This window comes from Afipia sp. GW821-FHT14H12, assembly GCF_058803465.1.
Genome location: NZ_JBXAOZ010000002.1, coordinates 162,588 through 185,547, shown reverse-complemented (window position 1 = coordinate 185,547; position 22,960 = coordinate 162,588). Strand labels below are relative to the sequence as shown.

General features: G+C 61.1%; 20 protein-coding genes and 1 tRNA gene. 10 read left to right on the top strand and 11 right to left on the bottom strand.

The features are described 5' to 3' along the window. Nucleotides 1–63: 63 nt before the first annotated feature. The 6 genes from AC1RNA_RS12480 to AC1RNA_RS12455 form a co-directional block, all read right to left on the bottom strand. Nucleotides 64–1,095: a transglutaminase-like cysteine peptidase gene (locus AC1RNA_RS12480; RefSeq protein ID WP_492951316.1), complete on the bottom strand. Its 1,032-nt coding sequence runs from the start codon at nucleotides 1,093–1,095 to the stop codon at nucleotides 64–66. A gap of 235 nt (nucleotides 1,096–1,330) precedes the next feature. Next, nucleotides 1,331–2,584, bottom strand: a complete 1,254-nt coding sequence (locus AC1RNA_RS12475; RefSeq protein WP_492951315.1) for an HlyD family type I secretion periplasmic adaptor subunit — start codon at nucleotides 2,582–2,584, stop codon at nucleotides 1,331–1,333. Continuing rightward, nucleotides 2,571–4,811, bottom strand: a complete 2,241-nt coding sequence (locus AC1RNA_RS12470) for a type I secretion system permease/ATPase (RefSeq protein ID WP_492951314.1) — start codon at nucleotides 4,809–4,811, stop codon at nucleotides 2,571–2,573. The genes AC1RNA_RS12475 and AC1RNA_RS12470 overlap by 14 nt, the downstream gene beginning before the upstream one ends. Nucleotides 4,812–4,999: 188 nt before the next feature. Then, on the bottom strand, nucleotides 5,000–6,682 hold the full coding sequence (locus AC1RNA_RS12465; protein WP_492951313.1) for a TolC family outer membrane protein: 1,683 nt from the start codon (nucleotides 6,680–6,682) through the stop codon (nucleotides 5,000–5,002). 330 nt (nucleotides 6,683–7,012) lie between these two features. Further along, on the bottom strand, nucleotides 7,013–7,474 hold the full coding sequence (locus tag AC1RNA_RS12460) for a hypothetical protein (RefSeq protein WP_009339410.1): 462 nt from the start codon (nucleotides 7,472–7,474) through the stop codon (nucleotides 7,013–7,015). Between the two features lie 47 nt (nucleotides 7,475–7,521). Continuing rightward, a complete protein-coding gene (locus AC1RNA_RS12455; protein WP_492951312.1) occupies nucleotides 7,522–8,667 on the bottom strand; it encodes an OpgC domain-containing protein in 1,146 nt (381 codons plus the stop codon). Between the two features lie 178 nt (nucleotides 8,668–8,845). On the opposite strand from AC1RNA_RS12455, the gene AC1RNA_RS12450 reads away from it, so the two are divergent. Beyond that, a complete protein-coding gene (locus tag AC1RNA_RS12450) occupies nucleotides 8,846–9,151 on the top strand; it encodes an ETC complex I subunit (RefSeq protein WP_009339412.1) in 306 nt (101 codons plus the stop codon). Between the two features lie 93 nt (nucleotides 9,152–9,244). On the opposite strand, the gene AC1RNA_RS12445 is transcribed toward AC1RNA_RS12450, so the two are convergent. The 3 genes from AC1RNA_RS12445 to dctP all read right to left on the bottom strand — a co-directional run bounded on the left by AC1RNA_RS12445 (nucleotide 9,245) and on the right by dctP (nucleotide 12,203). Continuing rightward, the gene (locus tag AC1RNA_RS12445) at nucleotides 9,245–10,561 is read right to left on the bottom strand and encodes a TRAP transporter large permease (protein ID WP_009339413.1); all 1,317 of its coding nucleotides are present in this window, start codon (nucleotides 10,559–10,561) and stop codon (nucleotides 9,245–9,247) included. After that, nucleotides 10,558–11,085: a TRAP transporter small permease subunit gene (locus tag AC1RNA_RS12440; RefSeq protein WP_492951550.1), complete on the bottom strand. Its 528-nt coding sequence runs from the start codon at nucleotides 11,083–11,085 to the stop codon at nucleotides 10,558–10,560. The genes AC1RNA_RS12445 and AC1RNA_RS12440 overlap by 4 nt, the downstream gene beginning before the upstream one ends. Nucleotides 11,086–11,213: 128 nt before the next feature. After that, on the bottom strand, nucleotides 11,214–12,203 hold the full coding sequence (dctP, locus tag AC1RNA_RS12435; protein WP_492951311.1) for a TRAP transporter substrate-binding protein DctP: 990 nt from the start codon (nucleotides 12,201–12,203) through the stop codon (nucleotides 11,214–11,216). Between the two features lie 369 nt (nucleotides 12,204–12,572). Between dctP and AC1RNA_RS12430 the strand changes: the two genes are divergently transcribed. After that, complete coding sequence (locus tag AC1RNA_RS12430) at nucleotides 12,573–12,848, top strand: DUF7662 domain-containing protein (RefSeq protein WP_275248677.1); 276 nt, start codon at nucleotides 12,573–12,575, stop codon at nucleotides 12,846–12,848. Nucleotides 12,849–12,946: 98 nt separating this feature from the next. Continuing rightward, nucleotides 12,947–13,023 (top strand) — tRNA-Arg (locus tag AC1RNA_RS12425). Nucleotides 13,024–13,149: 126 nt separating this feature from the next. On the opposite strand, the gene AC1RNA_RS12420 is transcribed toward AC1RNA_RS12425, so the two are convergent. Then, on the bottom strand, nucleotides 13,150–13,959 hold the full coding sequence (locus AC1RNA_RS12420) for an aspartyl/asparaginyl beta-hydroxylase domain-containing protein (protein WP_492951310.1): 810 nt from the start codon (nucleotides 13,957–13,959) through the stop codon (nucleotides 13,150–13,152). A gap of 249 nt (nucleotides 13,960–14,208) precedes the next feature. Here AC1RNA_RS12420 and AC1RNA_RS12415 point away from each other — a divergent pair, with 249 nt between their 5' ends. From AC1RNA_RS12415 to AC1RNA_RS12400, 4 genes are all read left to right on the top strand, one after another. Next, on the top strand, nucleotides 14,209–15,951 hold the full coding sequence (locus AC1RNA_RS12415) for an ArnT family glycosyltransferase (protein ID WP_492951309.1): 1,743 nt from the start codon (nucleotides 14,209–14,211) through the stop codon (nucleotides 15,949–15,951). A 24-nt stretch (nucleotides 15,952–15,975) separates the two neighbouring features. Continuing rightward, nucleotides 15,976–16,758 carry a phosphatase PAP2 family protein gene (locus tag AC1RNA_RS12410; protein ID WP_492951308.1) on the top strand — a complete coding sequence of 261 codons (783 nt, stop codon included), beginning with the start codon at nucleotides 15,976–15,978 and terminating at the stop codon, nucleotides 16,756–16,758. Nucleotides 16,759–16,888: 130 nt separating this feature from the next. After that, on the top strand, nucleotides 16,889–17,623 hold the full coding sequence (locus AC1RNA_RS12405; RefSeq protein ID WP_048756968.1) for a glycosyltransferase family 2 protein: 735 nt from the start codon (nucleotides 16,889–16,891) through the stop codon (nucleotides 17,621–17,623). After that, nucleotides 17,623–17,961: a lipid-A-disaccharide synthase N-terminal domain-containing protein gene (locus tag AC1RNA_RS12400; protein WP_009339421.1), complete on the top strand. Its 339-nt coding sequence runs from the start codon at nucleotides 17,623–17,625 to the stop codon at nucleotides 17,959–17,961. The genes AC1RNA_RS12405 and AC1RNA_RS12400 overlap by 1 nt, the downstream gene beginning before the upstream one ends. A gap of 3 nt (nucleotides 17,962–17,964) precedes the next feature. On the opposite strand, the gene metC is transcribed toward AC1RNA_RS12400, so the two are convergent. Continuing rightward, complete coding sequence (gene metC, locus AC1RNA_RS12395; RefSeq protein WP_492951307.1) at nucleotides 17,965–19,173, bottom strand: cystathionine beta-lyase; 1,209 nt, start codon at nucleotides 19,171–19,173, stop codon at nucleotides 17,965–17,967. Between the two features lie 177 nt (nucleotides 19,174–19,350). Here metC and AC1RNA_RS12390 point away from each other — a divergent pair, with 177 nt between their 5' ends. The 3 genes from AC1RNA_RS12390 to AC1RNA_RS12380 are packed head-to-tail and all read left to right on the top strand — an operon-like array spanning nucleotide 19,351 to nucleotide 22,950. After that, on the top strand, nucleotides 19,351–20,370 hold the full coding sequence (locus AC1RNA_RS12390) for an amino acid ABC transporter substrate-binding protein (RefSeq protein ID WP_048756140.1): 1,020 nt from the start codon (nucleotides 19,351–19,353) through the stop codon (nucleotides 20,368–20,370). A 13-nt stretch (nucleotides 20,371–20,383) separates the two neighbouring features. Continuing rightward, on the top strand, nucleotides 20,384–21,589 hold the full coding sequence (locus tag AC1RNA_RS12385) for an amino acid ABC transporter permease (protein ID WP_492951549.1): 1,206 nt from the start codon (nucleotides 20,384–20,386) through the stop codon (nucleotides 21,587–21,589). Next, entirely contained in the window at nucleotides 21,586–22,950 is a 1,365-nt protein-coding gene (locus tag AC1RNA_RS12380; protein WP_048756138.1) for an amino acid ABC transporter permease, read from the top strand. The genes AC1RNA_RS12385 and AC1RNA_RS12380 overlap by 4 nt, the downstream gene beginning before the upstream one ends. The last annotated feature ends 10 nt before the right edge of the window (nucleotides 22,951–22,960 follow it).

The window sequence follows — 22,960 nt, the reverse complement described above, 5'->3', positions numbered from 1 at the left end:
GCACTTCAGAGAAAGCAAAAAGGGCGCCGCGAGGCGCCCTTTTTTATTGCTTGCCTGAATTGCTCACATCAGCAGCGGAAGCTCACCGATGGCGCCGCCTGCGGGCGAGGCGCTGGCCTCTGCGCCGGTCCACTCGGCTGCGCCGATTGCATCGGCGGCGGGCAAGGCATCGGTCTCGCCGTCAAGCGCATCGCGTTTGGCATAGGGCGTCGCGAACAGTTGCACGCCACGATAGTTGATCGCAAACAGCGGCGTGAAGGACGAGATCTGGCTGTCTTCGCGCAACAGCGCGCTGCGGTTGTCCATGATCAGCCATTTGCCCTCGTGGTGCACGGCGAGCACCGCATGATCCTCGCGCACGGCGCGGTCGCGCACCAGCACAAGCCGCAGGTCTTCCGCAGCAAAGCCGGCTTCGCTGAGCGCGGCATATTTGGCGATGGCATAATCCTCACAGTCGCCTTGGCCGGTCGCGAAGGAGGAGAGCGCCGAACTCCAGCGATCGGCGACGCCATACTGCATGCTGTCGCTGACGTAGCGGATGGCGAGATTGACGTTCTGATTGATATCCTCGAGCTGTGCGCGGCCGCTTTTCGCCTTTGCCGAGGCGACGAAGCGCGCGAACTGTGCAGCCGCAGGCGAGCAGCTGCTCGCATCGTTCTGGCACCGGTGCAGGCTTTCCGTATCCTTCGCCATGTCGGCTTCAAGCCCACGCCACTTGCGCCACAGCGCACCTTCCGGCGCGCGGAATGCGAACAGCCCGAATGGCTCAGGCCCGTTCGCCGGGGCGATCTGGACGGAAGGCGTATCGGTTACAATGCCGGTCGGCGTCAGGGAGGCCAGTTCGACATCGTTGCCGGACGCGGCAGTCCCGCGCTTGGTGGCATCGAGCTTGGCCAGCACGCCGTTAATGGTGAAGAACTTCGCCTGCGGCGGTGCTACCGGCGCGTCATCGAAACGCAGCACATGGTCGCTGGCCTGCACGCTGCCGCGTGCACGCGCCGCGACTTCCGTGGCCGTTCCAGCCAGCACCAGCATGCTGCTCAGCATGGCAATGCCAGCGGCGAATGGTTTGGACACCCTTGCGACAGGCGACATTGTTGACGTCCCGTATTGCGGGATCGTCAGCCAGCGTCTTCGCGCCGTACTTCGTCCCGTCTGTTATCGGGACCAGTGTTAGGGGCGTGCGGCTTCGCGAGCGTTAAATGCGCTTAAGCCGAGGAACTATTGTCGAAAGCGCGGTCAATTGAGGCTTTTCGGAAATGTTCGGATTTGATGAAACCTAATCCATAAAACATTAACGATACGGGGCCGCTCCAAATAGACCGGCGCGTCAATGCTCGCGCAACGCCTCGTCGCGCAGCATGCGGGCGGGCTTCATCATGTAGTCGAGCACCGACTTTTCGCCGGTCTGCACTTCCACAGTCGCCACCATGCCGGGAATAATGGGAAGAGGGTGCTCCGCTGTGCCGAGGTGGTTCTTGTCGGTGCGGACGATCACACGATAGAAGCTCTCGCCTTTCTCGCCACGCTGCTCTGATTTGTCGTCGACGATGGAGTCGGCGCTGATGCGCTCGACCTTGCCTTTCAGCGAACCGTAAACCGATGAGTCATAGGCGGTGATCTTGACCACTGCATTCTGCTGCGGGCGAATGAAGGCGATGTCCTGCGGACGGATGCGGCCCTCGACAAGCAGAGAGTCATCGAGCGGGACGATGTCCATCAGATTGGCGCCGGGCTGCACTACGGCGCCGACGGTCGTGACGTTGAGCTTGTTGATGATGCCGTTAACCGGAGATTTCAGATCGGCGCGACGTACGCGGTCCTGCGCCGACTTCGTGGTTTCCTCGAGCACGGCGAGGTCGGCACGCGATTTTGCGAGATCTTCTTCGGCCTGCGAACGGAACGTGGCCTTGGCGGTAGAAATGCGGGCCTGCGTTTCCGCGAGTTGACCGCGCATGTCCGATTCCTGCCGCTGCAGGCGCAGCATCTCGATTTCGGGCACGACCTTCTGTGTGTAAAGGTTCTGCGTCAGTTGGACTTCGCGGCTGAGGAGTTTGAGCGAATCCGACAACCGTGTCGCCTGTTGGGTCAGCACATCCACATCCTGCGCGAGTTTCCTGGCCCGTGCGTCGAACACATTCTGTTCGGTCTGCACGGCTTGCGGCGCACGTTCTGCGAGCTTGTCCGGAAATGTCGGTTTTGGCAGCCCTTTTACTTCAGCTTCGAGGCGCGCAACACGCGCAGCGTTGGCAAAGCGGCGTTCGCGCACCTCTCCAAGATCGGCCAAAAACTTGGTGTCGTCGATCCGCATCAACACCTGGCCCTGTTTGACGATATCGCCTTCCTGAACCAGGATATCCTGAACGATGCCGCCTTCCAGGCTTTGCACCACCTGCAATTGCCGCGAGGGGATGACACGGGCGTTGCCGCGCTTGACCTCATCGAGAACGGCGAAGTGCGCCCAGATGATGCCGACGACCATCAGGGCGACGGTCGTGCCCAGCAGGATCAGCGAGGCGCGAGGCGTTTTCAGCTCGGCAGCGGCCCGTACGTCATTGGCGAAGGAGAAATCAGAGCTTCGCATGGGGAGCCGTCTGGGGCCTGGTATTGGGTTTGGCGCCTTGCGCGGTCGCCGTGTTCTGTAGCCGTGCGATCACGAGATCGCGCGGGCCGTCGGCGATGAGTTTGCCCTGTTCGAACACCAGAAGGCGATCGACCAGTGCGAGCAGCGACAGGCGATGGGTGGAGACGATGATTGTCATCTCCTTCTGCTTCAGGGCCTTCAAGCGCTCGAGGAATTCCGCCTCGCTGCGCGTGTCGAAATGCGCGGTCGGCTCATCCAGGAACAGCACCTGCGGCTTGCGGATCAGCGCGCGCGCCAGACCGATCGCCTGCTTCTGGCCGCCGGACAGGCTGCGGCCGCCTTCCGCGATCGGCAGATCGTAACCGAGCGGATGATGAGCCGCGAACTGCTCGACACCGGCAAGACGGGCGGCCTCGAGAATTTCGGCATCGGTCGCTGCTGGATAACCGAGCGCAATGTTGTCGCGCAGCTTACCGAAGAACAGGTCGGTATCCTGCAGCACGAAGCCGACGCCGCGCCGCAGATCCGCAGGATCGAACTGCCGCAGATCGACGCCGTCGACCAGCACGCGGCCTTCGTCGGGCTGATAGAAACCCGAGATCAGCCGGCCAACCGTGGTCTTGCCCGAGCCGATCCGCCCGATAATGCCGACGCGTTCGCCCGGATTGATTTTGAACGTGACGCCGTCCAGCGCATTGACGGACGCATTGGGGTATTTGAAGTGGACGTTGTCGAAGGTGATGGACTCGCCCTTCACCTCGCGGGCGATGTAGGTGCGTCCCACCGGGCGTTCCCGTTCCAGCGTCATCAGCTTGTCGATCGAACGCATCGCAACGATTGTCTGTGTCGCGCGGGTGATGACGGCGGCGATGCCGGCGATCGGCGACAGGACGCGCCCGGCCAGCATGTTGGATGCGATCAGCGCGCCCATCGACAGCTTGCCGTCGAGAATGAGGAACACGCCGACGACGATCATCATCATGCTGGTGAGCTGCTGCGCTGTGCTCGCGGCGGTCAGCGACAAGGTCGACCAGAAGTGCACGTCTTCGCCCGAACGCGCGGTCGCGGCAACCGAACGCTCCCAGGCGTTCTGCATCTTGGCCTCTGCGCCGGTCGCGCGAACCGTCTCGATATAGGAGAGGCTTTCGACCAGTACGCCATGACGTGCGCTGGATTCGGCCTGCAGGCGGTTGACCGCGTCGTTGAGCGGGCGCTGCAGGATCACGCCGACCAGGATCATGATCGGCAGCATGGCTAAAGGAATCCAGGCGAGCGGGCCTGCGATGATGAACAGGACGATGATGAAGATCAGCGCGAACAGAAGGTCGGTTGCCGACACCACGGTACCGGAGGTGAAGAAGTCGCGCACGGAATCGAAATCGCGCATCTGGTTGGCGAGAATGCCGACCGATTGCGGCCGCTGCGCCATCTTGATCGAGAGGATGTGCTCGAAGATCTCGGCCGCCAGCACCACGTCGATCTTCTTGCCGGTGACGTCGATGATGCGGGCGCGCACGGTGCGCAGGACGAAATCGAACACTATCGCCAGGCCAAGGCCAATCGCCAGCGCGACCAGCGAGGGAATAGCCCCGTTTGGCACCACGCGGTCGTAGACGTTCATCACGAACAGCGGCGCCGCGAGCGCCAGCATGTTGACAATCAGGGCGGCGACGGCGACGTGGCGATAGTTGGCGCCGAAGCGTTGGACCACCGACCAGAACCAGTGCTTGCCCGGTATGCCACCCGCGGCCGCGACGCGATCCGTGGTCATGGCAACGGGCCGCAGCAGGAAGGCGTAACCGAGATAATCCCGCTCCATTTCATGGATCAGGAGTCTCTCGCGTTTGCGGGTCGACGGATTGATGATCTCGATCGTCTCGCCATCGGTCGCCATCAGGATGCGCGTGCTGCGATCATGAAAAATCAGAACCGCAGGCAGGACGAGCGATGGGATGTCGGCAAGGTCGCGCTTGGTGGCTTCGACCTCGAGCCCGGCACGGGCGGCGGCGCGTGAGAACAGGTTCGGTGTCAGTTGATCGTGTTCGATCGGCAGACCGGACAACAGCGCGTCACGCGTGATGGCGCGGCCATGATGGGCAGCAACGAACAGGAGAGCGTCGGAAAAGGAATCGTGTTCAGGCTTTGCATCCGCCACAGGCGCGGCATCCGGCAACGGCGAGCCGATCGGCTGCCCGGAAGGAAACGCTGCACGCGCCTGAAGATTCACGGTACTGGTCCTTTGGCCGACCCTCCGGCCAGCGACTGACGATCATAATCGATCGCCGTTATTCCGGCCTCAAGATTCGAGCCCGGAAAGCCCGGAGCCCTGCGGACCGTGATCCGACCCGATCCGCACTAATATTTAGGCTATTTTTAGCCTTTCAGCGGACCGCGCGGGTTAACCGGACCTGCCTTTTAGGGGTTAGTCTTAACGCCCCGAACTGCGGCATTGAACCAGGCCGGCACCGAGGAACTGGTTTCCGTGAACTCGGCTGCGGCAAAGGACAGGGCGCTGCCATTACCGGCGGTCTGGTTCGAGGAACGCAGATCGACCGGCTTCGGGGAACGGCTCTGCTCAAGCCATGCCGGATTGTGGCCGTTCTGGATGGTCGGTGTCGGAGACCAGACCTGCCAGCGGTCCCCGGAATTCACGATAGCGCCGGCAGCCGGGGTATATGGAATCGCGGAAGGGGTGCCCGTGACATTGAGCGGGTTCGAGCCGGTGGACGGCAGGTTCCATATGAACGGCGCGATCTTGGTCGGGAACGGTCCGAACGCGACTTGATCGAGCGGGGCGGCTTCGACCGGCGGCGGTGCCTTCAGATAATCGAGGAGGGTGCCCATCGCGGCCAGCAACTGATAATCGGCGAACACGATGACACCGCGCGCCGAGGTCAGCGAGACGGCCGCGTTGAAATACTGGTTCTCGGCATTGAGAAGGTCGATCAGCGAGCGCTGGCCGAGTTCGTATTCCTTACGGTAGGCGTCGATCGCCTTGCGATCGGCGGCGAGCTGGCGCGTGAGGGCGCCGATGCGGCTCACGGTGATCGTGCGCGCGGACCACGCCTTGTCGATCGATTCAAGCGCGTCGCGCTGGAGCCTGGCGTGGGCCATGTTCTGTTGGTTGTAGCGCTCCGCCATTTCAGTGCGCCGCCAGGTGTCCTGGCCGCCGCGGAAGATATCCCACGACATCACGACCTTGCCGGATACGTCGTCACGGCGGCCGATATAGGTGTCGGAGTCGATGCCGCGCGAGGCACGGCCTTCAAGCGAGACGGTCGGCACGAACGAGCCAGCGGTCGCATGGAAGGCATGGCGCGCTGCATCGGTGTCGGCCTGCGAGGCCTGAAGCGTCGCATTGTGATGGATTGCGACCGCAAGCGAAGCATCCTTGCTGGTCGGCATGCCCCTCAGCGTGCTGGGGAAGCGCAGATTGTAGGGCTCGACACCGACGACCTTGCGATATTTCGCACGGGCATCCTCGAGGCTGCGTTCGAATTCGGACAGCGCGGCCTTCGCCGCTTCCACGCGTTCTAGCGCCTGCTGCAGATCGCCCTCGCCGGAGCGGCCGCCTTTGTAGCGGGACTCGACGTTATTGAAGATTGCCTCGTGGTTGGCGACGTTCTGGCGTGCGAGTTCGACAAGGCGGGTGTAGCGGACGACGTCGATATAGGCTTCTGCCGCATCGAGTGCGATCAGCTCGGTGCGCTCGCGGACGCGGAAGGCGGACGCATTCACGCGCGCGGTCTGACGCCAAACCTCATTGATCGACGTGAATCCATCGAACAGCAACTGGCGGACAACGACGGACGCGTACCGGCCATGCATCGTCATGCCGCTGCCGGCAGGAGGAGTGGCGATGTTCTGGGTGAAGCGTTCGGGGCCCGCATTGGCTTCCAGACGCACCTGAGGCAGCAGTGTACCTTGCGTTTGCCGCAGCTCGCTTTCGGTCGCACGGCGATTGGCCGACGCCTCACCAACTCCCGGATTGGTCTGGATCGCTTGTTTCAGCGCATCGTTGATCGAAAACGGTTCGGCCTGAACCGAAGACACGCCAAACGACAACGCAAGCAATGATGCGGATAAAATAAACTTCATAAAATCTGTCCCCAGTAACGCGACATTAACTTGGGGCAAAATTCCAGACAATGGCGTGATTGTGAAAGTTCAGCGCAAAATCGCCATGTTTGAATATATCTATCTATATCAATGTTTTATCCAAGGTAACGCACGTCATAGATTAAATTTTTCTCTTCTCCCATACCATTCTTGAAATATTATTCTACGAAATTCGAAATTATACGAAATAAATAACATAATTATCATATGAAGAAGAAAATAAATCTCAGAACAAGCCTCGAAATTGTTGTTTCGAGGTAACAGCCGACAACTATTCGGTTGCAGAGCGCGGTCCTGACAACTCTTTCCTTAAATTTCCCGGCCGCGATTCTGCCCCGTGCCGACTGTGATGGTGATCTGCTGCGTTTCGGTGCGGCCGTTGGGATAGGACACGCTCAGGGTCAAGTGGTCGCTGCCGGCGAAGTTTGGCTTGGAACGGTAGATGCCAATGAAGGCGGGCACCTCAAGCGCCATGCAATTCTTGTAATTGGTCAGGGAGACTTTCGCGCGCTTGACCGTGGCCGAGCCATTTTCGGGAGGCACGACCATCTGAATCGCAGGCAGGGGGCCGGAGCTGCAATTCGCCAGCACGTTGATATAGACGCCGATCCGGATGTCCTTGCCGCTTGCACCTTTGGCGGTACGCTGAACCGTGGTGCTCTGTGCGTATGACCATTGCGGCAGGCAGACTGCGATAGCCGCCGAAAACAGGCACGCAAGCCACGGCCGCCCGCTCAGTCCACCCCGCATCAGCGACGATTGCCTTCGCATCGGATATCTCCCAGCCCGGATTCCTATAGCCCTGCGTGATCCATCCATCAATTTTTTGGAGGGGCCGGCGGCGGTGCGGGCGCCTTGTCTTGCCGCTTCGACCAGTTTCCGTAATAGGCGATGGCGGTCATGATCGCGAGGCCGGTGAGACTGACCCAGATCTGGCTCCAGAGCGTGCCGTAGCTCATCATCAGGACGAAATGCCCGGCGAAGGACAGAAAGACGCCGACGCAGAACACCTGCAACGATTGCTGGCCGCATTTGATTAGCGGATCGAAGATCTTCCATTGCAGGCCCGGCCAGTCCTTGCGCACGAAGCGCGTGACGAGAAAAGCCAGCGCTATGAAATGCAGGAAGCGGTAGGGCGCGAGATTGGTCTTGTCGTTCGGATTGAAGGTGTCCACGAGCCATGTCGGAAACAGCGCTCCGAATTCCGGGAAGCGGCCGGCCAGCGTCATCAGGAAGGCAAAAACCAGGTAGAGCGCGGCCATCCACAGCAGGAACGGCAGGCGGATCGCGACCCGCACCTCGCGGATTCCAGCCACCGCCACCCATGCGCCGAGCACGAACAGCACCTGCCAGCAGAACGGATTGAAATACCAGACGCCGCCTGGGTAGGCCGGCAGGTTCCAGCCGAAATGCCGGGCCGCGAAATAGAGCAGGAGGGAGCCCGCCATGGTAAGGTTAGGCTTGCGCAGCAACAGCCACAGCACCGGGCCGAAGCAAGCCATCAGCACGATGTAAAGCGGCAGCACGTCGAGGTTGAGCGGCTTGAAGCGCAGCAGCAAGCCTTGGGAAATCGTCTGAATCGGGCTGTCCACCAGCCCCGCGATGTTGAACTCGTTGATGATCTGGGGGTCGCTGTAGCGCAGCGCCACCCAGCCGATGGCGGCGACATAGATCACGAACAACAGGACATGGGCGACGTAGAGTTGCCAGACCCGCTTGAGCAGCCGCGTCACGCCGACGATGAAGCCGCGCTGGATCATCATCCGTGCATAGACGAAGGCGGCGGTATAGCCCGAAATGAAAACGAACAGGTCGGCCGCGTCGCTGAATCCGTAATTCCGCGTCGTGATCCAGTTCACGGCGTTGTTGGGGATGTGGTCGAGGAAAATCGCCCAGTTGGCGACACCACGGAACAGGTCGAGACGCAGGTCGCGGCCTTTTAAAAGGGTTGCCTTGAGGTTCATCAAATATTCCGTCTCGGAGCCGGACAGAGGCGAGGTGGAGGCGGGTAACGCCCCGGCCGGACAGGCAGGGCGCGGATTGTTACGCGAACGGAGTGCGGTTATATAGGAGCCCGAGCCGTTCGCGGAACACGTCCATGAACAAGCTCATGTGATTTTTCGATCTTCAAGGCCTCGTGACATGACAGCCCGTATCTTCAAGCCCGCCAAGAACGCCATGCAGTCCGGCAAGGCCAAGACCAAGGAATGGCAGCTCGATTACGAGCCGGAAAAGCCGCGCGTCGTCGAACCACTGATGGGCTGGACCAGCTCGGCCGACATGAAGCAGCAGGTGACCCTGCACTTCCATACCCGCGAGGAAGCCGTGGCGTATTGCGAGGCCAACGGGATCGCCTATCAGGTGCAGGAGCCAAAGGAATCAGTTCGCCGGCAGGTCGCTTACGCGGACAACTTCGCATTCCGCCGCAGCGAGCCCTGGACGCACTGAGTTCGGATAAATTTCGGGAAACAAAAAAACCGCGCGAGCCTGTCTCGCGCGGTTTTTTGTTGTATCGCGTGCGCGAGCCGCGCCGCTAACGGGCTATTTCCCCGGTCCCATCAGATAAGTAGGCAACCAAGTGGCGATGTCGGGGAAGATGCAGAGCACGATGATTGCAAGGAACATGCAGAGCACATAGGGAAGTGTTCCCCACATCACCTTCGCGAGAGGTACGTCCGGCGCGATCGCGTTGACGATGTAGATATTGAGGCCGACCGGCGGGTGGATGAGGCCGATCTCCATGTTGATCGTCATAATGACGCCGAACCAGATCGGATCAAACCCGGCTGCCGTAATGATCGGCAACAGGATCGGGCTCGTCATCAAGATAATCGCGGCAGGCGGAATGAAGAATCCGCAGACCAGCAGGAAGATGTTGATGAGGAGCATCAACACCCACTTGTTGGCGTGCATGTCGGCGATGCCCTGCGCGAGCGTCTGTGTGAGGTAGAGCGATGTCAGCATGTAGCCGAACAAAACCGCCGCTGCGATGATCGTGAGGATCATCACCGACTCGCGCATCGTGTCGCGCAGGATGTGCCAGATTTGCGCTGGCGTCCAAAGCCTGTAGATCATGATCGCAAGAACGAGACACATCGCCGCTCCGACACCCGCCGCTTCCGATGGGGTCGCGATGCCGCCATAGAGCGCGTACATCACGCCGGCGATGATGAAAAGAAACGGCGAGATCTTCGGGACGGCTTCGAATTTTTGCTTCCATGAATAACGGAAGCCTGCGGCATGTGATCTGAAGCCTTTGCGCCAGATCGCGAATATCGTCCAGATCATGAAGAATCCGGTCAGCATCAGGCCCGGAACAATGCCGGCAATGAACAGTCGCCCGATCGAGGTCTCGGTAGCGATGCCATACAGGATGAAGGTGACCGAGGGCGGGATCAGAATGCCAAGCGTGCCACCGGCGCAGATCGAGCCGGTCGCGACCTCATCCGGATAACCACGCTTGCGCATCTCCGGGATGCCCATCTTGCCGATCGCGGCGCAACAGGCGGGCGACGAGCCGGTGAGCGCCGCGAAGATTGCGCAAGCGCCGAGGTTGGAGACGACGAGGCCGCCCGGAAGACGATAGAGCCAGCGATCGAGCGCTTCATAAAGATCCTTGCCCGCAGGAGAGGATCCGATTGCCGCGCCCATCATCACGAACATTGGAATAGCCACGAGCGTGAATTCGTCGAGGCCGGACCAGTAGGTTTCGGCGACAACATGCAGGGCGTCGAAGCCTTGGAAGGCGACAAGAAACACCACGGCAATCGCCCCGAGTCCGAATGCCACCGGGATTCCCGACAGCAGGACCAGAATCGTTGTGACGAGAACCAGCGAACCTTGGATTGCAGGACTCACGGCGTCTCTCCCAAGGCTTCACGGGCAAGAGCACGCGCGACGTCTTCGGCATCTTCCTTCGCCGCCATGCCGAACGGCGGCGAACGGTGAGTTATAACGGACAGCAAGTCGGCGATGTATTGCAGCAGCAGGATGCCGAGGCCGATCGGCATCGCAAAGTAAGGCGCCCACAAAGGCGCACGCCAGACTGTGTCGGAATGCCAATCCTGCACCCAGGCCTCATGCCAGTACATCGTGGTCAGAACAAACAGGATCAGGACGAAACCAAGAGCCAGACTTCCGGTGGATACGGCAAGCCAGTAACGCGTCCGCGGCGATACATGCAAAGGCACGAGATCGACGTTTACATGCCCACGGGTCAACAGCACATAGCCGCTGCCAATAAAGGTCGCCGCCACGATCAGGTAGGTGACCATGTCGATCTGCCAGATCGTGTTGAGATTCAGAACGTAACGTTCGACAACAAGATCGCAGATGACGAGAACGGCCGCACCGATCATGAGGGCCGCGATCACGCCCGTCACGCGTGACAAGAATGTCACCGCTCGAATGTATGAGTCCAACATCCCCAGATTCCAGTCGGAAGGCAGTGTGTGAAGAGGACAATGCAATGCCGGCCGGCGAATATCGCCGGCCGGTGCGTTTGCGAGGCTTACTTGACCGCGAGCGCTTCGTCGATCAGCTTTTGACCGTTGGGAACACTCTTTGCGAATTTTTCGTAGGACGTTTTTTTCGCTTCGTCGATCCAGAGCTTGTATTCCTCATCGGTCAGCGTGACGACTTTGGAATTATGATCGCGGAAGGCTTTGAGCGTCTCCTCGTTCATCGCATCTGCCTTGCCTTCGTAATAGGCTTGCGCCTTCTTGCCAGCTGCGATGATCACGTCCTGCTGTTTCTTGTCGAGCTTGTCGAAGCTCTTCTTCGACATCAGAACCGGCTCGTACATGAACCAGAGCGCGTTATTGCCCGGAGCAGTCAGGCACTTCGCCACTTCATAGAGACGCATGGAGCCGAAGCTGCCGAGGCTCGTATCGGTGGCGTTGATGACGCCCGTCTGGAATGCGTTGTAGATTTCGTTCGAGGGCGGGCTCACGATGCTCGCGCCCGCCGACTGCCACATGGCGGCGAAAGTCGGGCCGGCTGCGCGGACTTTCAAGCCCTTCAGGTCGGCAGGCTTGGTAATGCAGCCATCCTTCGCCGCGAGGCCGCCCGCGAACCATGCGTCCGATAGCACGATGACATTGTGCTTCTCGATCTCGGCGCGGATATCCTTCATGAACTGCGAGTCGTTGATGCGCTTTGCGCGCTCCTGACTCCGGATCAGGCCAGGCATCAGAGTTGCGCTGAACACCGGCACCTTGCCGCTGGCGTAGTCGAGCGGAAGGAGGGTGATGTCGAGCTGGCCGTTGACCATCGCGTTCCACTGTTCTTTTGGCTTGAACAGCGAGGCGCCCGGATAGACCTGAATGTTCAGGCCCACATTCGCGTCTTTCGCTTCCTGGGCGATCATCTGCACCATGTCGTCACGAACGTCATGCTTGCCGCCCGGGAACTGATGCGATGCTTTCAGGGTGGTCTCGGCATTACAGGCGCCGGAAATTGCAATGGCGGCTACGCCCGCCAGGATCGCGTAGAACTTCATACATTCCTCCCTTGGTGTGTTGTGTTTTTATGGCAGCATAACGTGAGCTCTTGGCCGCTTGTCAAAGACAAGATCGGGCAATCGCAAATATCGAAGCTGGGGTGATGCCTAACCGGCCCGGATCAGATCTGCGGCGCATCCGGCCGCGGACATCCCTGACGCAAGAGCGTGGCGACGTGTAAGCATGTTTCTCTCCCTGAACTTTTATTTCGCTTTCTTATTTTGCATGCAGTCTAGCAGGAAGGTTCACGGCGCGAAGCTCTTTTGATTCAGCCATTGGTATGGTTCTAGTGGTTCGTAACGTGCTGTGGCAGCATATGTTTGCGGCAGCGCACCAATGTGAAAGCCCTTCGAGCAGACGGAAGCGACGTGATAGAGGCCGACAAATACGACGCGCTGCGCGACTACCTGAAAGAGCGCACGGAAGCGGAACTGGTCCTGTCCTTCGAGGAGATCGAGTCGATTCTCGGCTTTGCCCTGTCGCGCAGCTCGCAGCGCGCCCGCTGGTGGGAGAAGGAGCGCAACCCGCAGGATGCGATGCCGCAACGCAATGCCATTCGCGACGGCGGTTATGAAGCGACCCGGCTGCCGGACGGCACGGGTGTCCGTTTCCGCCGGATCGGTTTGAAGCGAACCTGGCGTTAGAGGAGGTGGGAGGATACGTCCGCTCCCGGCAAAAAATCGTTCAAAAGCAGGGTGGCGGTTACTGGCGGTTCAGTCCTCGGGTGGTATGAAACCAGCACGGTCCCGTAGCTCAACTGGATAGAGTAGCGGATTTCTACTCCGCGGGTTGCAGGTTCGAATCCTGCCGGGATCGCCAGCTGTCTAAAATAAAAAAAGCTATTGGTTTCAATGCGAAAGAGAGATCGGTCGCGCTTCTTGTAAAACCTTAAATAAGACTGCCCTCACTGCCAGCCCGCTGGCAATGATGCGGTGGTTTGCACGATCAGCGGATGAACGACCAGTTCTTGTAGAACATGGTTTTCAGCGATCCGGAAATGAAGGCTGCAATGTCGACGGCGCGGTCGAATATGCCCTGTGCGCGGTTCGGGCGCACGATATCCATGAAGAGGCAATACCGCACCTGATCGACATCATTGATGGAGCAATGGAAGAAGGTGTCGTCGAAGATAAACAGCGGATCATCGACCCAGTAATGAATCTTGTCGTCGGCCTGAATGTACACGTCGCGGCTGTTGATCGGGTCGAGGTTGCACAACACGCGGAAGGTCAGGCGCAGAGGGCCGAAATGCCAGGACGTGCGCTCGCGGGTATTGAAGACCGAAATCGCGACGGTTTTGATGAAGCGATGCTCGCGTTCGAGCTCCGGGATCCGGATCAGGCTGGGCTGGGGCTTGTTGAACCAGCGGAAGGTGAGCATGCCGCGCTTGCTGGTGCCGAGCGTTTCCGCCACCCGCTGTTTCACGAGATCGCCGTTGACGCGGAATGCTGCCACGCAGGCCTCGATTTCGGTGCGATGCTCCGGCGGTAGATCCTGCAGCTTGAAGACGCCGATATTCTTCCGGGAAAAGAGGTCGATCAACAGATTGAGCGGCGACAGCAGCCAGGTCAGGATGCCGTTGCCCATGAAGTATTTTTCGACAAGCTCATAAGTCACCTTGTGATGGCGGGCGACATCGAGCGCTCCGCAGATCAGATAGAACACCAACAAATAGGGCACAAAATAAAGCCCGGCGAGGATGACGACGGCAAAAATGCCAAGGCGGCGTAACCGCTTCCGGGTACCCTTATCCATGTTCTGTACTCTCACGCTGCACGGTTCGAGCCCGGCGTTCGCCGTTCTGGCGGCTCACGATACCGGCAAGCCCGCTTCCGTTATCGGAGTAAAGGCGGCTTGGCGAACAACAAAATCTTGAAGTGACACTTAAAATGACGGGATGACAGCACCGGCGATGAGGACCGTAAGGCAACACTTGCGGCATTTGTGCAACGCCACTGGGCCGAGCCGATTGTCGGCTAAGTGGTTTCATCGTATCCGAAACTCATGACCGATATGGTGCAGCGCCGCGGATTTGGCCGGCCTCCAGCCCCGGAAAACGAGGGCCGGGGGCTGACACCTTTGCTCGATGCCGTCTCGGGCAGCCACATCCGTGCGGTCGCGTTCCTCATCGTCTGCGGGTTTCTGTTTTTCCTGCCCGGCCTGTTTCACATCGGACCGATCGACCGTGACGAAGCCCGCTTCGCGCAGGCTTCCAAGCAGATGGCGGAAACTGGCGATCCGGTCGATATCCGCTTTCAGGACGAGGTCCGCTACAAGAAACCGGTCGGAATCTACTGGCTGCAGGCCGGCGTGGTGAAGACCGCCGAGAAACTCGGCCTGCCACGGCCGGAAATCCGGATTTGGCTGTACCGCGTTCCCTCCTTGTTCGGCGCGATCGGCGCAGTGCTTCTGACCTACTGGACGGCTCTGGCTTTTGTCACGCGGCGGGGCGCCGTGCTGGCGGGCCTCCTGATGTGCAGTTCGGTGATGCTCGGCATCGAGGCACGGCTTGCGACAACCGATGCGGTATTGCTCTTCACCACCACGGCGGTGATGGGCGCGCTTGCGAGGATCTATCTGTCCTGGCAGCGGGGCGAGGCATTCGAGCGGGGCGCGTGGGCATTGCCCGCGATCTTCTGGACCGCGATGGCCGCAAGCGTGTTGGTCAAGGGACCGCTGATTTTCCTGATCGCGGGTCTCACTATCGCAGCTCTCGGCTTTCTCGACCGTTCGGTGCAGTGGCTGCGGCGCCTGCATCCCGTACCCGGCGTACTCTGGATGCTGTTCCTGATCCTACCGTGGTTTGTCGCGATCTATCTGAAATCCGGCGACAGCTTTTTCGTGAACTCGGTCGGCGGCGACATGCTGAGCAAGGTTGCGTCGCCTCAGGAATCCCATGGCGCACCGCCTGGCCTTTACTTCGTTCTGTTCTGGGTGACGTTCTGGCCGGGCTCGACGCTTGCGGGCGTGGCTGCGCCGGCGGTATGGCGCGCCCGGCGGGAACCGGGTGCGCAGTTCCTGCTGGCGTGGCTGGTGCCGTCCTGGATCGTGTTTGAACTCATCATCACCAAGCTGCCGCATTATGTGCTGCCGATGTACCCGGCGATCGCGATCCTGATCGTCGGAGCGCTGCAAAGTCATGCGCTGTCGCGCTCGGCCTGGATCGTGCGCGGCGCGGCATGGTGGTTCGTGTTTCCGGCCATGGCCTCGGTCGCGGCCGTCGTTCTGGGAATCTCCGTCCTGAAGCAACCGGTGTTCGCCGCATGGCCGTTCGCGGCCGCGGCCATGGTGTTCGGCCTGTTCGCGTGGTGGATGTATGACGAGGCCCATGCGGAACGCTCCGTGCTCAACTCGGTGGCTTCCTCGCTCGCGCTGAGCGCCTGCGTGTTCGGCATCGTGCTGCCCGCGCTGACGCCGCTGTTTCCAAGCGTGCAGATCGCGAAGGCGCTGCGCAGCGTCGAGTGCAAAGGGCCGCTGGCCGCTGCCGCCGGTTATCAGGAGCCGAGTCTCGTTTTCATGGTCGGCACGCGGACCCTGCTGACCAACGGCACAGGCGCCGCCGACTTCCTGCAACAGGGAAGCTGCCGCTTCGCATTGGTGGAATGGCGCGAGGAGAAAGCCTTCGCGCAGCGCGCCGAGGCGATCGGGCTGCATTACGCCATCGTGACGCGGATCGAGGGCTACAACATCTCGCAGGGACGAGAGGTCTCCGTCGCGGTGTTCAGGTCGGATATCGACGATGAGTGACGTGGCCGTGTCGCGTGACACCCCATGAGTACGCTTTCGCAAACCGTGATGCTGGCAGGCCGGACCGTAGCCCGGCTGTTCGGGCCGCCCGCGCATTCGCGCCGTTTCGATGCGCGCCGCCGGCTTGCGCGCCACTGGCTCTGGACGATGATGCTGGGCGGCATTTCCATCATTGCATTGATGGCTCTCGTCGATGCGCCGGAAATTCGCCTGATGCCCCCGCGTGGCACGGCATCGCTGTGGCCGTTCCGGATCATGACCGATTTTGGCAAATCCGCTTACGTGCTGGCAGCCCTCGGTCTCGGCACGTTGCTTGTTTTTGTGTCGAGCGCCTTCATGAGGGATACCGCGCGAACCAGAATGATCGATCTGTCCCGGCGACTCGCTTTTCTCTTTCTTGCAGTTTTGATTCCGGTCGAAGCCGGTGAAGTCCTTAAAGGCATCATCGGGCGTGGACGTCCCTTCGTCGGCGGGGCGGCAGATGCGTTCCATTACTCCCATTTCACCTGGAACGAGGCCTATGCGAGCTTTCCCTCGGGCCATGCGATCACAGCCTTTGCACTGGCTTTCGCTCTTGCCTCGCTGGCTCCGAAATGGCGGATCGCGATCTGGGCTTATGCCCTGATCATCGCGATGACCCGGTTGGTCCTGCTGGCGCATCACCCGAGTGACGTGCTGGCGGGGGCGCTGGTCGGCATTCTTGGCGCGATGGCGGTGCGCTATTGGTTCGCCGCGCGGCACCTCATTTTCACGATCGCCCCGGACGGAGCCATCAGGGTAGCGCGGGGCGGCTCCGCGGACGGCTGAAAGGGGTTGCCCACTGGCGGAACGCCCCATAAAAGGCGCCGGACGCACCGGGATTTTCCAAAAGCCCCGCGTCGGACCACAGATCGATGGACCAATGACCGAAGCATCGCCGACCGAAGCACCGTCTTCCATGAGCAACGTCGCACCGGCGGTATCGGTCGTCGTTCCCGTCCGCAACGAAGAAAATAATATCGGACCGCTGATCGACGAGATCGACACCGCGCTCGGCAAGCAGTGGTCCTACGAGATCATCTATGTCAACGACGGCTCGTCCGATGCGACCGGCGAGCGGTTGCTGGAGCGCATGAAGGCGCGCAGCAATCTGCGCCAGATCCGCCATGAGAAATCCGCCGGCCAGTCGGCCGCCGTGCGCACCGGCGTCCGTGCCGCGCGCGGCAGCATCGTGGTGACACTGGATGGCGACGGACAGAACAATCCCGCGTTTCTTCCGGCTCTAATCCTAGCGATCGAGCAGGGCGAGGGACGCGTCGGCCTTGCCGCGGGACAGAGGGTCGGACGACAGGATACCACGTTCAAGAAATGGCAGTCGCGCATCGCCAACGCCGTGCGCAATGCCATTCTCAAGGACGGCACGCGCGATACCGGCTGCGGCCTGAAAGGCTTTCGCCGCGAGGTTTTCCTCGCGCTGCCTTATTTCGACGGGCTGCATCGTTTCCTGCCCGCGCTGGTCCGGCGCGAAGGATTCGATATCGTTTACGTGGATGTGATCGATCGTCCGCGCCGTTCGGGAGTCTCCAATTATGGATTCTTCGATAGGCTGTGGGTGGGACTGATGGATCTCACCGGTGTCTGGTGGTTGATCCGCCGCAAGAAGTCGAAGCCGGTGGCGACCGAGGTGCGTTGATGCTGATCCAGTTCGGTCAGGCGTTTCACGACTACATTTACGATGTCTTCGTCGCCAAGTTCGATTTCTGGCTGGCGTTCGGCCTCGTCGCGCAACTGCTGTTCACCGCGCGCTTTCTGGTGCAGTGGATTTCCAGCGAGCGCGCCGGGCAGAGCGTGGTGCCGATGGCGTTCTGGTTCTTCTCGATGGGCGGCGGTCTGATGACGCTGATCTACGGCATCGCCAAGCGCGAGCCGATCATCATCCTCGGCCAGTCGCTCGCGACCGTGATCTACCTGCGCAACATCATGCTAATTATCAAGAACCGCACGCGCGGATCGAAGACGCTCGAAAACTAAACGTCACATTGCCGCGCTGAACGCGGCAAATCCGTTGTCGAAATCAGCCTTCAGATCGTCGAGGTTCTCCAACCCGATATGCAGGCGCAAGGCCGGGCCATCGGGCGCCCATGTCGTCGCGGTGCGATAGTCGCTGCAGTCGAATGGAATGACGAGGCTCTCGAAGCCGCCCCATGAATAACCCATGCCGAACAGCGTCAGCGTATCGAGCAGCGCGTCGACGGCCTTTTGTGACGCTGGCTTCAGCACAATGCTGAACAGTCCGCTCGCACCGGTGAAATCCCGCTTCCAGATCGCATGGCCTGGATCGCTTTCCAGCGCCGGATAGAGCACGCGGGCAACTTCCGGACGGGCCTGGAACCAGCGCGCCATCTCCAGCGCGGACGCTTGATGATGCGCAAGCCGCACATTGAGCGTGCGCAACCCGCGCAAGGCGAGAAACACATCGTCTGGTCCGCAGCAGACACCGAGCAGACGGATCGCCTCCTTCACTTTGGGCCACGTTTGGGCATTGGCGGCGATGGTGCCGAACATGATGTCGGAGTGACCGCCGATATATTTGGTCGCGGCCTGAATGCTGATGTCGACGCCCTGATCGAGCGAGCGATGATAGAGTGGCGTCGCCCAGGTGTTGTCGTCGATCACCAGCGCACCCTTGTCATGGGCGACGGCCGCGATGGCGGGAATGTCGCTCATCTCGAAGGATTGCGAACCGGGCGCCTCGACCAGCACGGCGCGCGTGTTCGGTCTGAACAGGCTGACGATGCCGCCACCAATCAGCGGGTCGAAATAAGTCGTCTCGACGCCATAGCGCGCCAGCATCCCGTCGCAGAAACCCCGCGTCGGGCGGTAGGCATTGTCGGTCACCAGCAAGTGATCGCCGGATTTGAGGACCGCGAGGAGGGCGGTGGTGATCGCGGCGACGCCGGAAGGCGCCAGCCCCACACCGGCGCAATTATCGCCCTCGAGCGCGATCAAGGCCTGCTGCAACGCCTTGGTGGTTGGGGTGCCGTGGCGGCCGTACTGGAATTCGCCGCGATGGGCATGCAAATCCTCGGCGCTCGGATAGAGCACCGTCGAGCCTCGCACCACGGGCGGATTGATGAATCCGCGCTGCGCCTCGGTGTCGCGCCCCGCTGTGACGAGGGTCGTGGCGATGCCGTGACGGGAGGGAGTGGCGGACGGTGTCTTGGAGCCGGATGGAGCTTTCATCGCATGCAATAAGGCGGCAGCGGCCCCAAACGTCAACCCCTGCCGCACCCGCTGGAATCACCCCATCCGAGAGATCGGGAACGGCCGCCGCCGATCCGCTGAAGGGGCCGGATATTGGCCAGCCGTCCGGAGACGTGTATCAGGGACGGGCGCGTCCACAGTTGGAGAGGCCTTTTCATGAAATACGGATGGTTCGGTATCGTGATGACCTCGGTATTCCTCGGAAGCCTTGCGCCGGTGAACGCACAGGCGACGCTCAAGGCCGTTCAGGAACGGGGCGTCCTAAGTTGTGGCGTCAGTCAGGGACTGCCCGGATTTTCCGCGCCCGACGACACCGGCAAGTGGAGCGGCCTCGATGTCGATTTCTGCCGCGCGCTGGCGGCTGTCGTCCTGAACGATCCGCTCAAGGTGAAGTTCGTGCCGCTCTCCGCCAAGGATCGCTTCACGGCGCTGCAATCCGGCGAGATCGACGTGCTGTCGCGCAACACAACATGGAGCCTGTCGCGCGATACCTCGCTCGGCCTGAATTTCACGGCCGTGATGTATTACGACGGGCAGGGCTTTCTTGTTCGCAAGGCGCTGAAGGTGAATTCAGCGCTGGAGCTGAACGGTGCGTCCGTGTGCGTGCAGACCGGCACCACCAACGAACAGAACCTCGCTGACTATTTCCGCGCAAATAATATGAAATACGAAGTGGTCGCGTTCTCCACGGCGGATGAAACCATCAAGGCCTACGAGTCCGGCCGCTGCGACGTGTTCACGTCAGACGTGTCGCAGCTTTACGCCGAACGCCTGAAGCTCACGGTGCCGGACGATCATGTGGTGCTGCCCGAGATCATTTCCAAGGAACCACTCGGTCCCGTGGTCCGCCACGGCGACGACCAGTGGTTCGACATCGTGAAGTGGACGCTATTCGCGATGATCAATGCCGAGGAGCTGAACGTCACGCAGAAGAACGTCGGCGAAATGACCAAATCGAACAAGCCCGAGATCGCACGGCTGCTTGGCACGGACGGCAATCTCGGCGAACAGCTTGGCCTGACCAAGGACTGGGTGGTGCGGATCGTGAAGGCGGTCGGCAATTACGGTGAATCGTTCGACCGTAATGTCGGCGCCGGCTCCAAGCTGCGGATTTCGCGCGGCCTCAATAAGCTCTGGAATCAGGGCGGCATTCAGTACGCGCCGCCGATCCGCTGATCGCGGCGTGACGATGGCAACCGCGCCGCGTCGGCCTCCGTTCCGGCCTCTCGCGCATCTTGCGCGCGCGTTGTCGGGTGGCACGGGCTGGAAGGGCATCGCGGGGCAACTGGCATTCGCGGGCCTGCTTGCGTGGCTTGCATTCGACATCGTCACCAATGCGCAGGACAACCTGCGGGCGCAGCACATTGCATCCGGGTTCGGCTTTCTGTCGGGTACGGCGGGATTCAGCGTCAACCAGGCGCTGATCCGCTATTCGGAAGCCGACACCTATCTGCGCGTATTCGAAGTCGGCCTTCTGAATACGCTGCTGGTTTCCATCATCGGCATCGTGTTCGCCACATTGATCGGTTTTGCCGTAGCACTAGGACGATTGTCGCCGAACTGGCTGCTGGCGCGGTTGTCCGGCGGCTATGTCGAGATCATCCGCAACCTGCCGCTCTTGTTCCAGTTGCTGTTCTGGTATCTCGCGGTGCTGGCGGCGCTGCCCAACCCGCGCCAGAGCCTGTCGATATTCGGCGTCGCATTCCTGAACAATCGCGGATTCGTCGTGCCGCATGTGGTGCCGGAGCAGGGTGCTGGCGTGTTCGCCGTCGCCATCCTCGCGGCGATTGCGGCCTCGCTGCTGATGACGGTGTATGCGCGCAGGCGGCTTTACCGGTTTGGCGATCGGCTGCGGGTGTGGCCGTTCGCGCTGGCGCTGCTGGTGGGGTTGCCGTTGCTCAGCATTGCTCTATTCGGCGCGCCGGCGTCGTTCGATCTGCCGGTGCTGCGCGGCTTCAATTTCGCTGGCGGCACGCGGGTCACCCCGGAATTCGTCGCGCTGACGATCGCGCTGTCCACCTACACCGCCGCCTTCATCGCCGAGATCGTGCGCGGCGGGCTTCTCGCCGTGCCGAAAGGACAGATGGAGGCGGGCGCATCGCTCGGCCTGTCGCGGCCCGCGATCCTGCGGCTGGTCATTATCCCGCAGGCGATGCGGCTGATCCTGCCGCCGCTGACCAACCAATATCTCAATCTGACGAAGAATTCTTCGCTCGCGGTCGCGATCGGCTATCCCGACCTGTTCTCGGTGTTCGCCGGAACGACGCTGAGCCAGACCGGGCAGGCGGTGGAAATCATCGCGATGACGATGGCGGTCTATCTTGCGATCTCGCTGATCACGAGCGCCCTCATGAACCTTTACGGCTGGTACATTGACCGGAGCCAGCGCGCATGAACGGGAGCGAGACCATTTTCGTTCGCAAGACGCTGGCCCCGGCACGCAAGGCGCCTGTCATCACCACGGGACTGGTCGGCTTCCTGCGCATGCGGCTGTTCAATTCACCGCTCAACATCGCGCTGACGTTTGCAAGCGTGGCGCTTGCATGGCTCATCCTGGAGCCGACGATTCGCTTCCTTCTGATCGATGCGGTGTGGACGGGCGCCGACCGCACCGCATGCCTTGCGGACAAAGCAGGCCACCCGGTCGGCGCATGCTGGCCGTTCATCCAGGCGAAGTTCACCCAGTTGATCTACGGCTTCTATCCCGAGGATCAGCGCTGGCGCGCCAACCTGACATTCGCGCTCGCGGCACTTCTGCTCACGCCGCTGCTGGTGCCGAAAATCCCCGGCAAGACACTCAACGCCGCGCTGTTCTTCCTCGCGTTTCCGTTCCTCGCGTTTTTCCTGCTGCGGGGCGGCGGTCTGGATGGCTTCGTGTTCTACTGGCTCGCCGAGCTGTTCGGCATGGCATGGAAGCCCTCGCTGTTGCGGTTCTGGCTCGACTTCAGCCTGACGACGACCATCGTGACGGCCGCCGTCATTTTGTTGTGGGGCGGCTGGCCGAATGGACGCCGCGCCGGGCTATCGAGCGCGCTCACATTCGCAGGGATCGCCATCGTGATTGTGGCGCTGCGTCTCGACCAGGGCGGGTTGCCGGTTGTCGATACGCGGTTATGGGGCGGCCTGTTGGTGACGCTGGTAGTGTCGATCACGGGGATCGTCGCCTCGATGCCGGTCGGCATTGCGCTCGCGCTCGGGCGCACCTCGCGAATTCCACTGCTGCGGATCTTCTGCGTCGCCTTCATCGAATTCTGGCGCGGCGTGCCGCTGATTACCGTGCTGTTCTTCGCGACCTACATGCTGCCGCTGTTCCTGCCGGGCGATTTCACCATCGACGCGCTGGTACGTGTGCTGGTCGGCATCGCGCTGTTCGCGGGCGCCTATAATGCCGAGGTGATCCGCGGCGGACTGCTGGCGATTCCGCGCGGCCAGCGCGAGGCGGCGAACGCGCTCGGCCTGTCGTACTGGAAGACCACCGGCCTGATCGTGCTGCCGCAGGCGCTGCGGCACGTGATCCCGGCTCTCGTCAACAGTTTCATCGCCTTGTTCAAGGACACCACGCTGGTGCTGATCGTGTCGTTGTTCGATCTGCTTGGCCAGTTGCGCGCGGCCTTCGCCGATCCGACTTGGGCGACGCCGACGACGCTGTTCACCGGCTTCGCTTTCACCGGCATCATCTACTGGGTGGGCTGCTTTGCGATGTCGCGCTATTCGCTGTTCGTCGAACGGCGCCTCAATGCGCATCGCCAGACCTGATATGGACAAC

Coding starts and splice junctions, on each gene's coding strand:
- AC1RNA_RS12480 (WP_492951316.1), bottom strand. CDS start 1,095: ATGTCGCCTGTCGCAAGGGTGTCCAAACCATTCGCCGCTGGCATTGCC.
- AC1RNA_RS12475 (WP_492951315.1), bottom strand. CDS start 2,584: ATGCGAAGCTCTGATTTCTCCTTCGCCAATGACGTACGGGCCGCTGCC.
- AC1RNA_RS12465 (WP_492951313.1), bottom strand. CDS start 6,682: ATGAAGTTTATTTTATCCGCATCATTGCTTGCGTTGTCGTTTGGCGTG.
- AC1RNA_RS12460 (WP_009339410.1), bottom strand. CDS start 7,474: ATGCGAAGGCAATCGTCGCTGATGCGGGGTGGACTGAGCGGGCGGCCG.
- AC1RNA_RS12455 (WP_492951312.1), bottom strand. CDS start 8,667: ATGAACCTCAAGGCAACCCTTTTAAAAGGCCGCGACCTGCGTCTCGAC.
- AC1RNA_RS12450 (WP_009339412.1), top strand. CDS start 8,846: ATGACAGCCCGTATCTTCAAGCCCGCCAAGAACGCCATGCAGTCCGGC.
- dctP (WP_492951311.1), bottom strand. CDS start 12,203: ATGAAGTTCTACGCGATCCTGGCGGGCGTAGCCGCCATTGCAATTTCC.
- AC1RNA_RS12420 (WP_492951310.1), bottom strand. CDS start 13,959: ATGGATAAGGGTACCCGGAAGCGGTTACGCCGCCTTGGCATTTTTGCC.
- AC1RNA_RS12415 (WP_492951309.1), top strand. CDS start 14,209: ATGACCGATATGGTGCAGCGCCGCGGATTTGGCCGGCCTCCAGCCCCG.
- AC1RNA_RS12410 (WP_492951308.1), top strand. CDS start 15,976: ATGAGTACGCTTTCGCAAACCGTGATGCTGGCAGGCCGGACCGTAGCC.
- AC1RNA_RS12405 (WP_048756968.1), top strand. CDS start 16,889: ATGAGCAACGTCGCACCGGCGGTATCGGTCGTCGTTCCCGTCCGCAAC.
- AC1RNA_RS12400 (WP_009339421.1), top strand. CDS start 17,623: ATGCTGATCCAGTTCGGTCAGGCGTTTCACGACTACATTTACGATGTC.
- metC (WP_492951307.1), bottom strand. CDS start 19,173: ATGAAAGCTCCATCCGGCTCCAAGACACCGTCCGCCACTCCCTCCCGT.
- AC1RNA_RS12390 (WP_048756140.1), top strand. CDS start 19,351: ATGAAATACGGATGGTTCGGTATCGTGATGACCTCGGTATTCCTCGGA.
- AC1RNA_RS12385 (WP_492951549.1), top strand. CDS start 20,384: ATGGCAACCGCGCCGCGTCGGCCTCCGTTCCGGCCTCTCGCGCATCTT.
- AC1RNA_RS12380 (WP_048756138.1), top strand. CDS start 21,586: ATGAACGGGAGCGAGACCATTTTCGTTCGCAAGACGCTGGCCCCGGCA.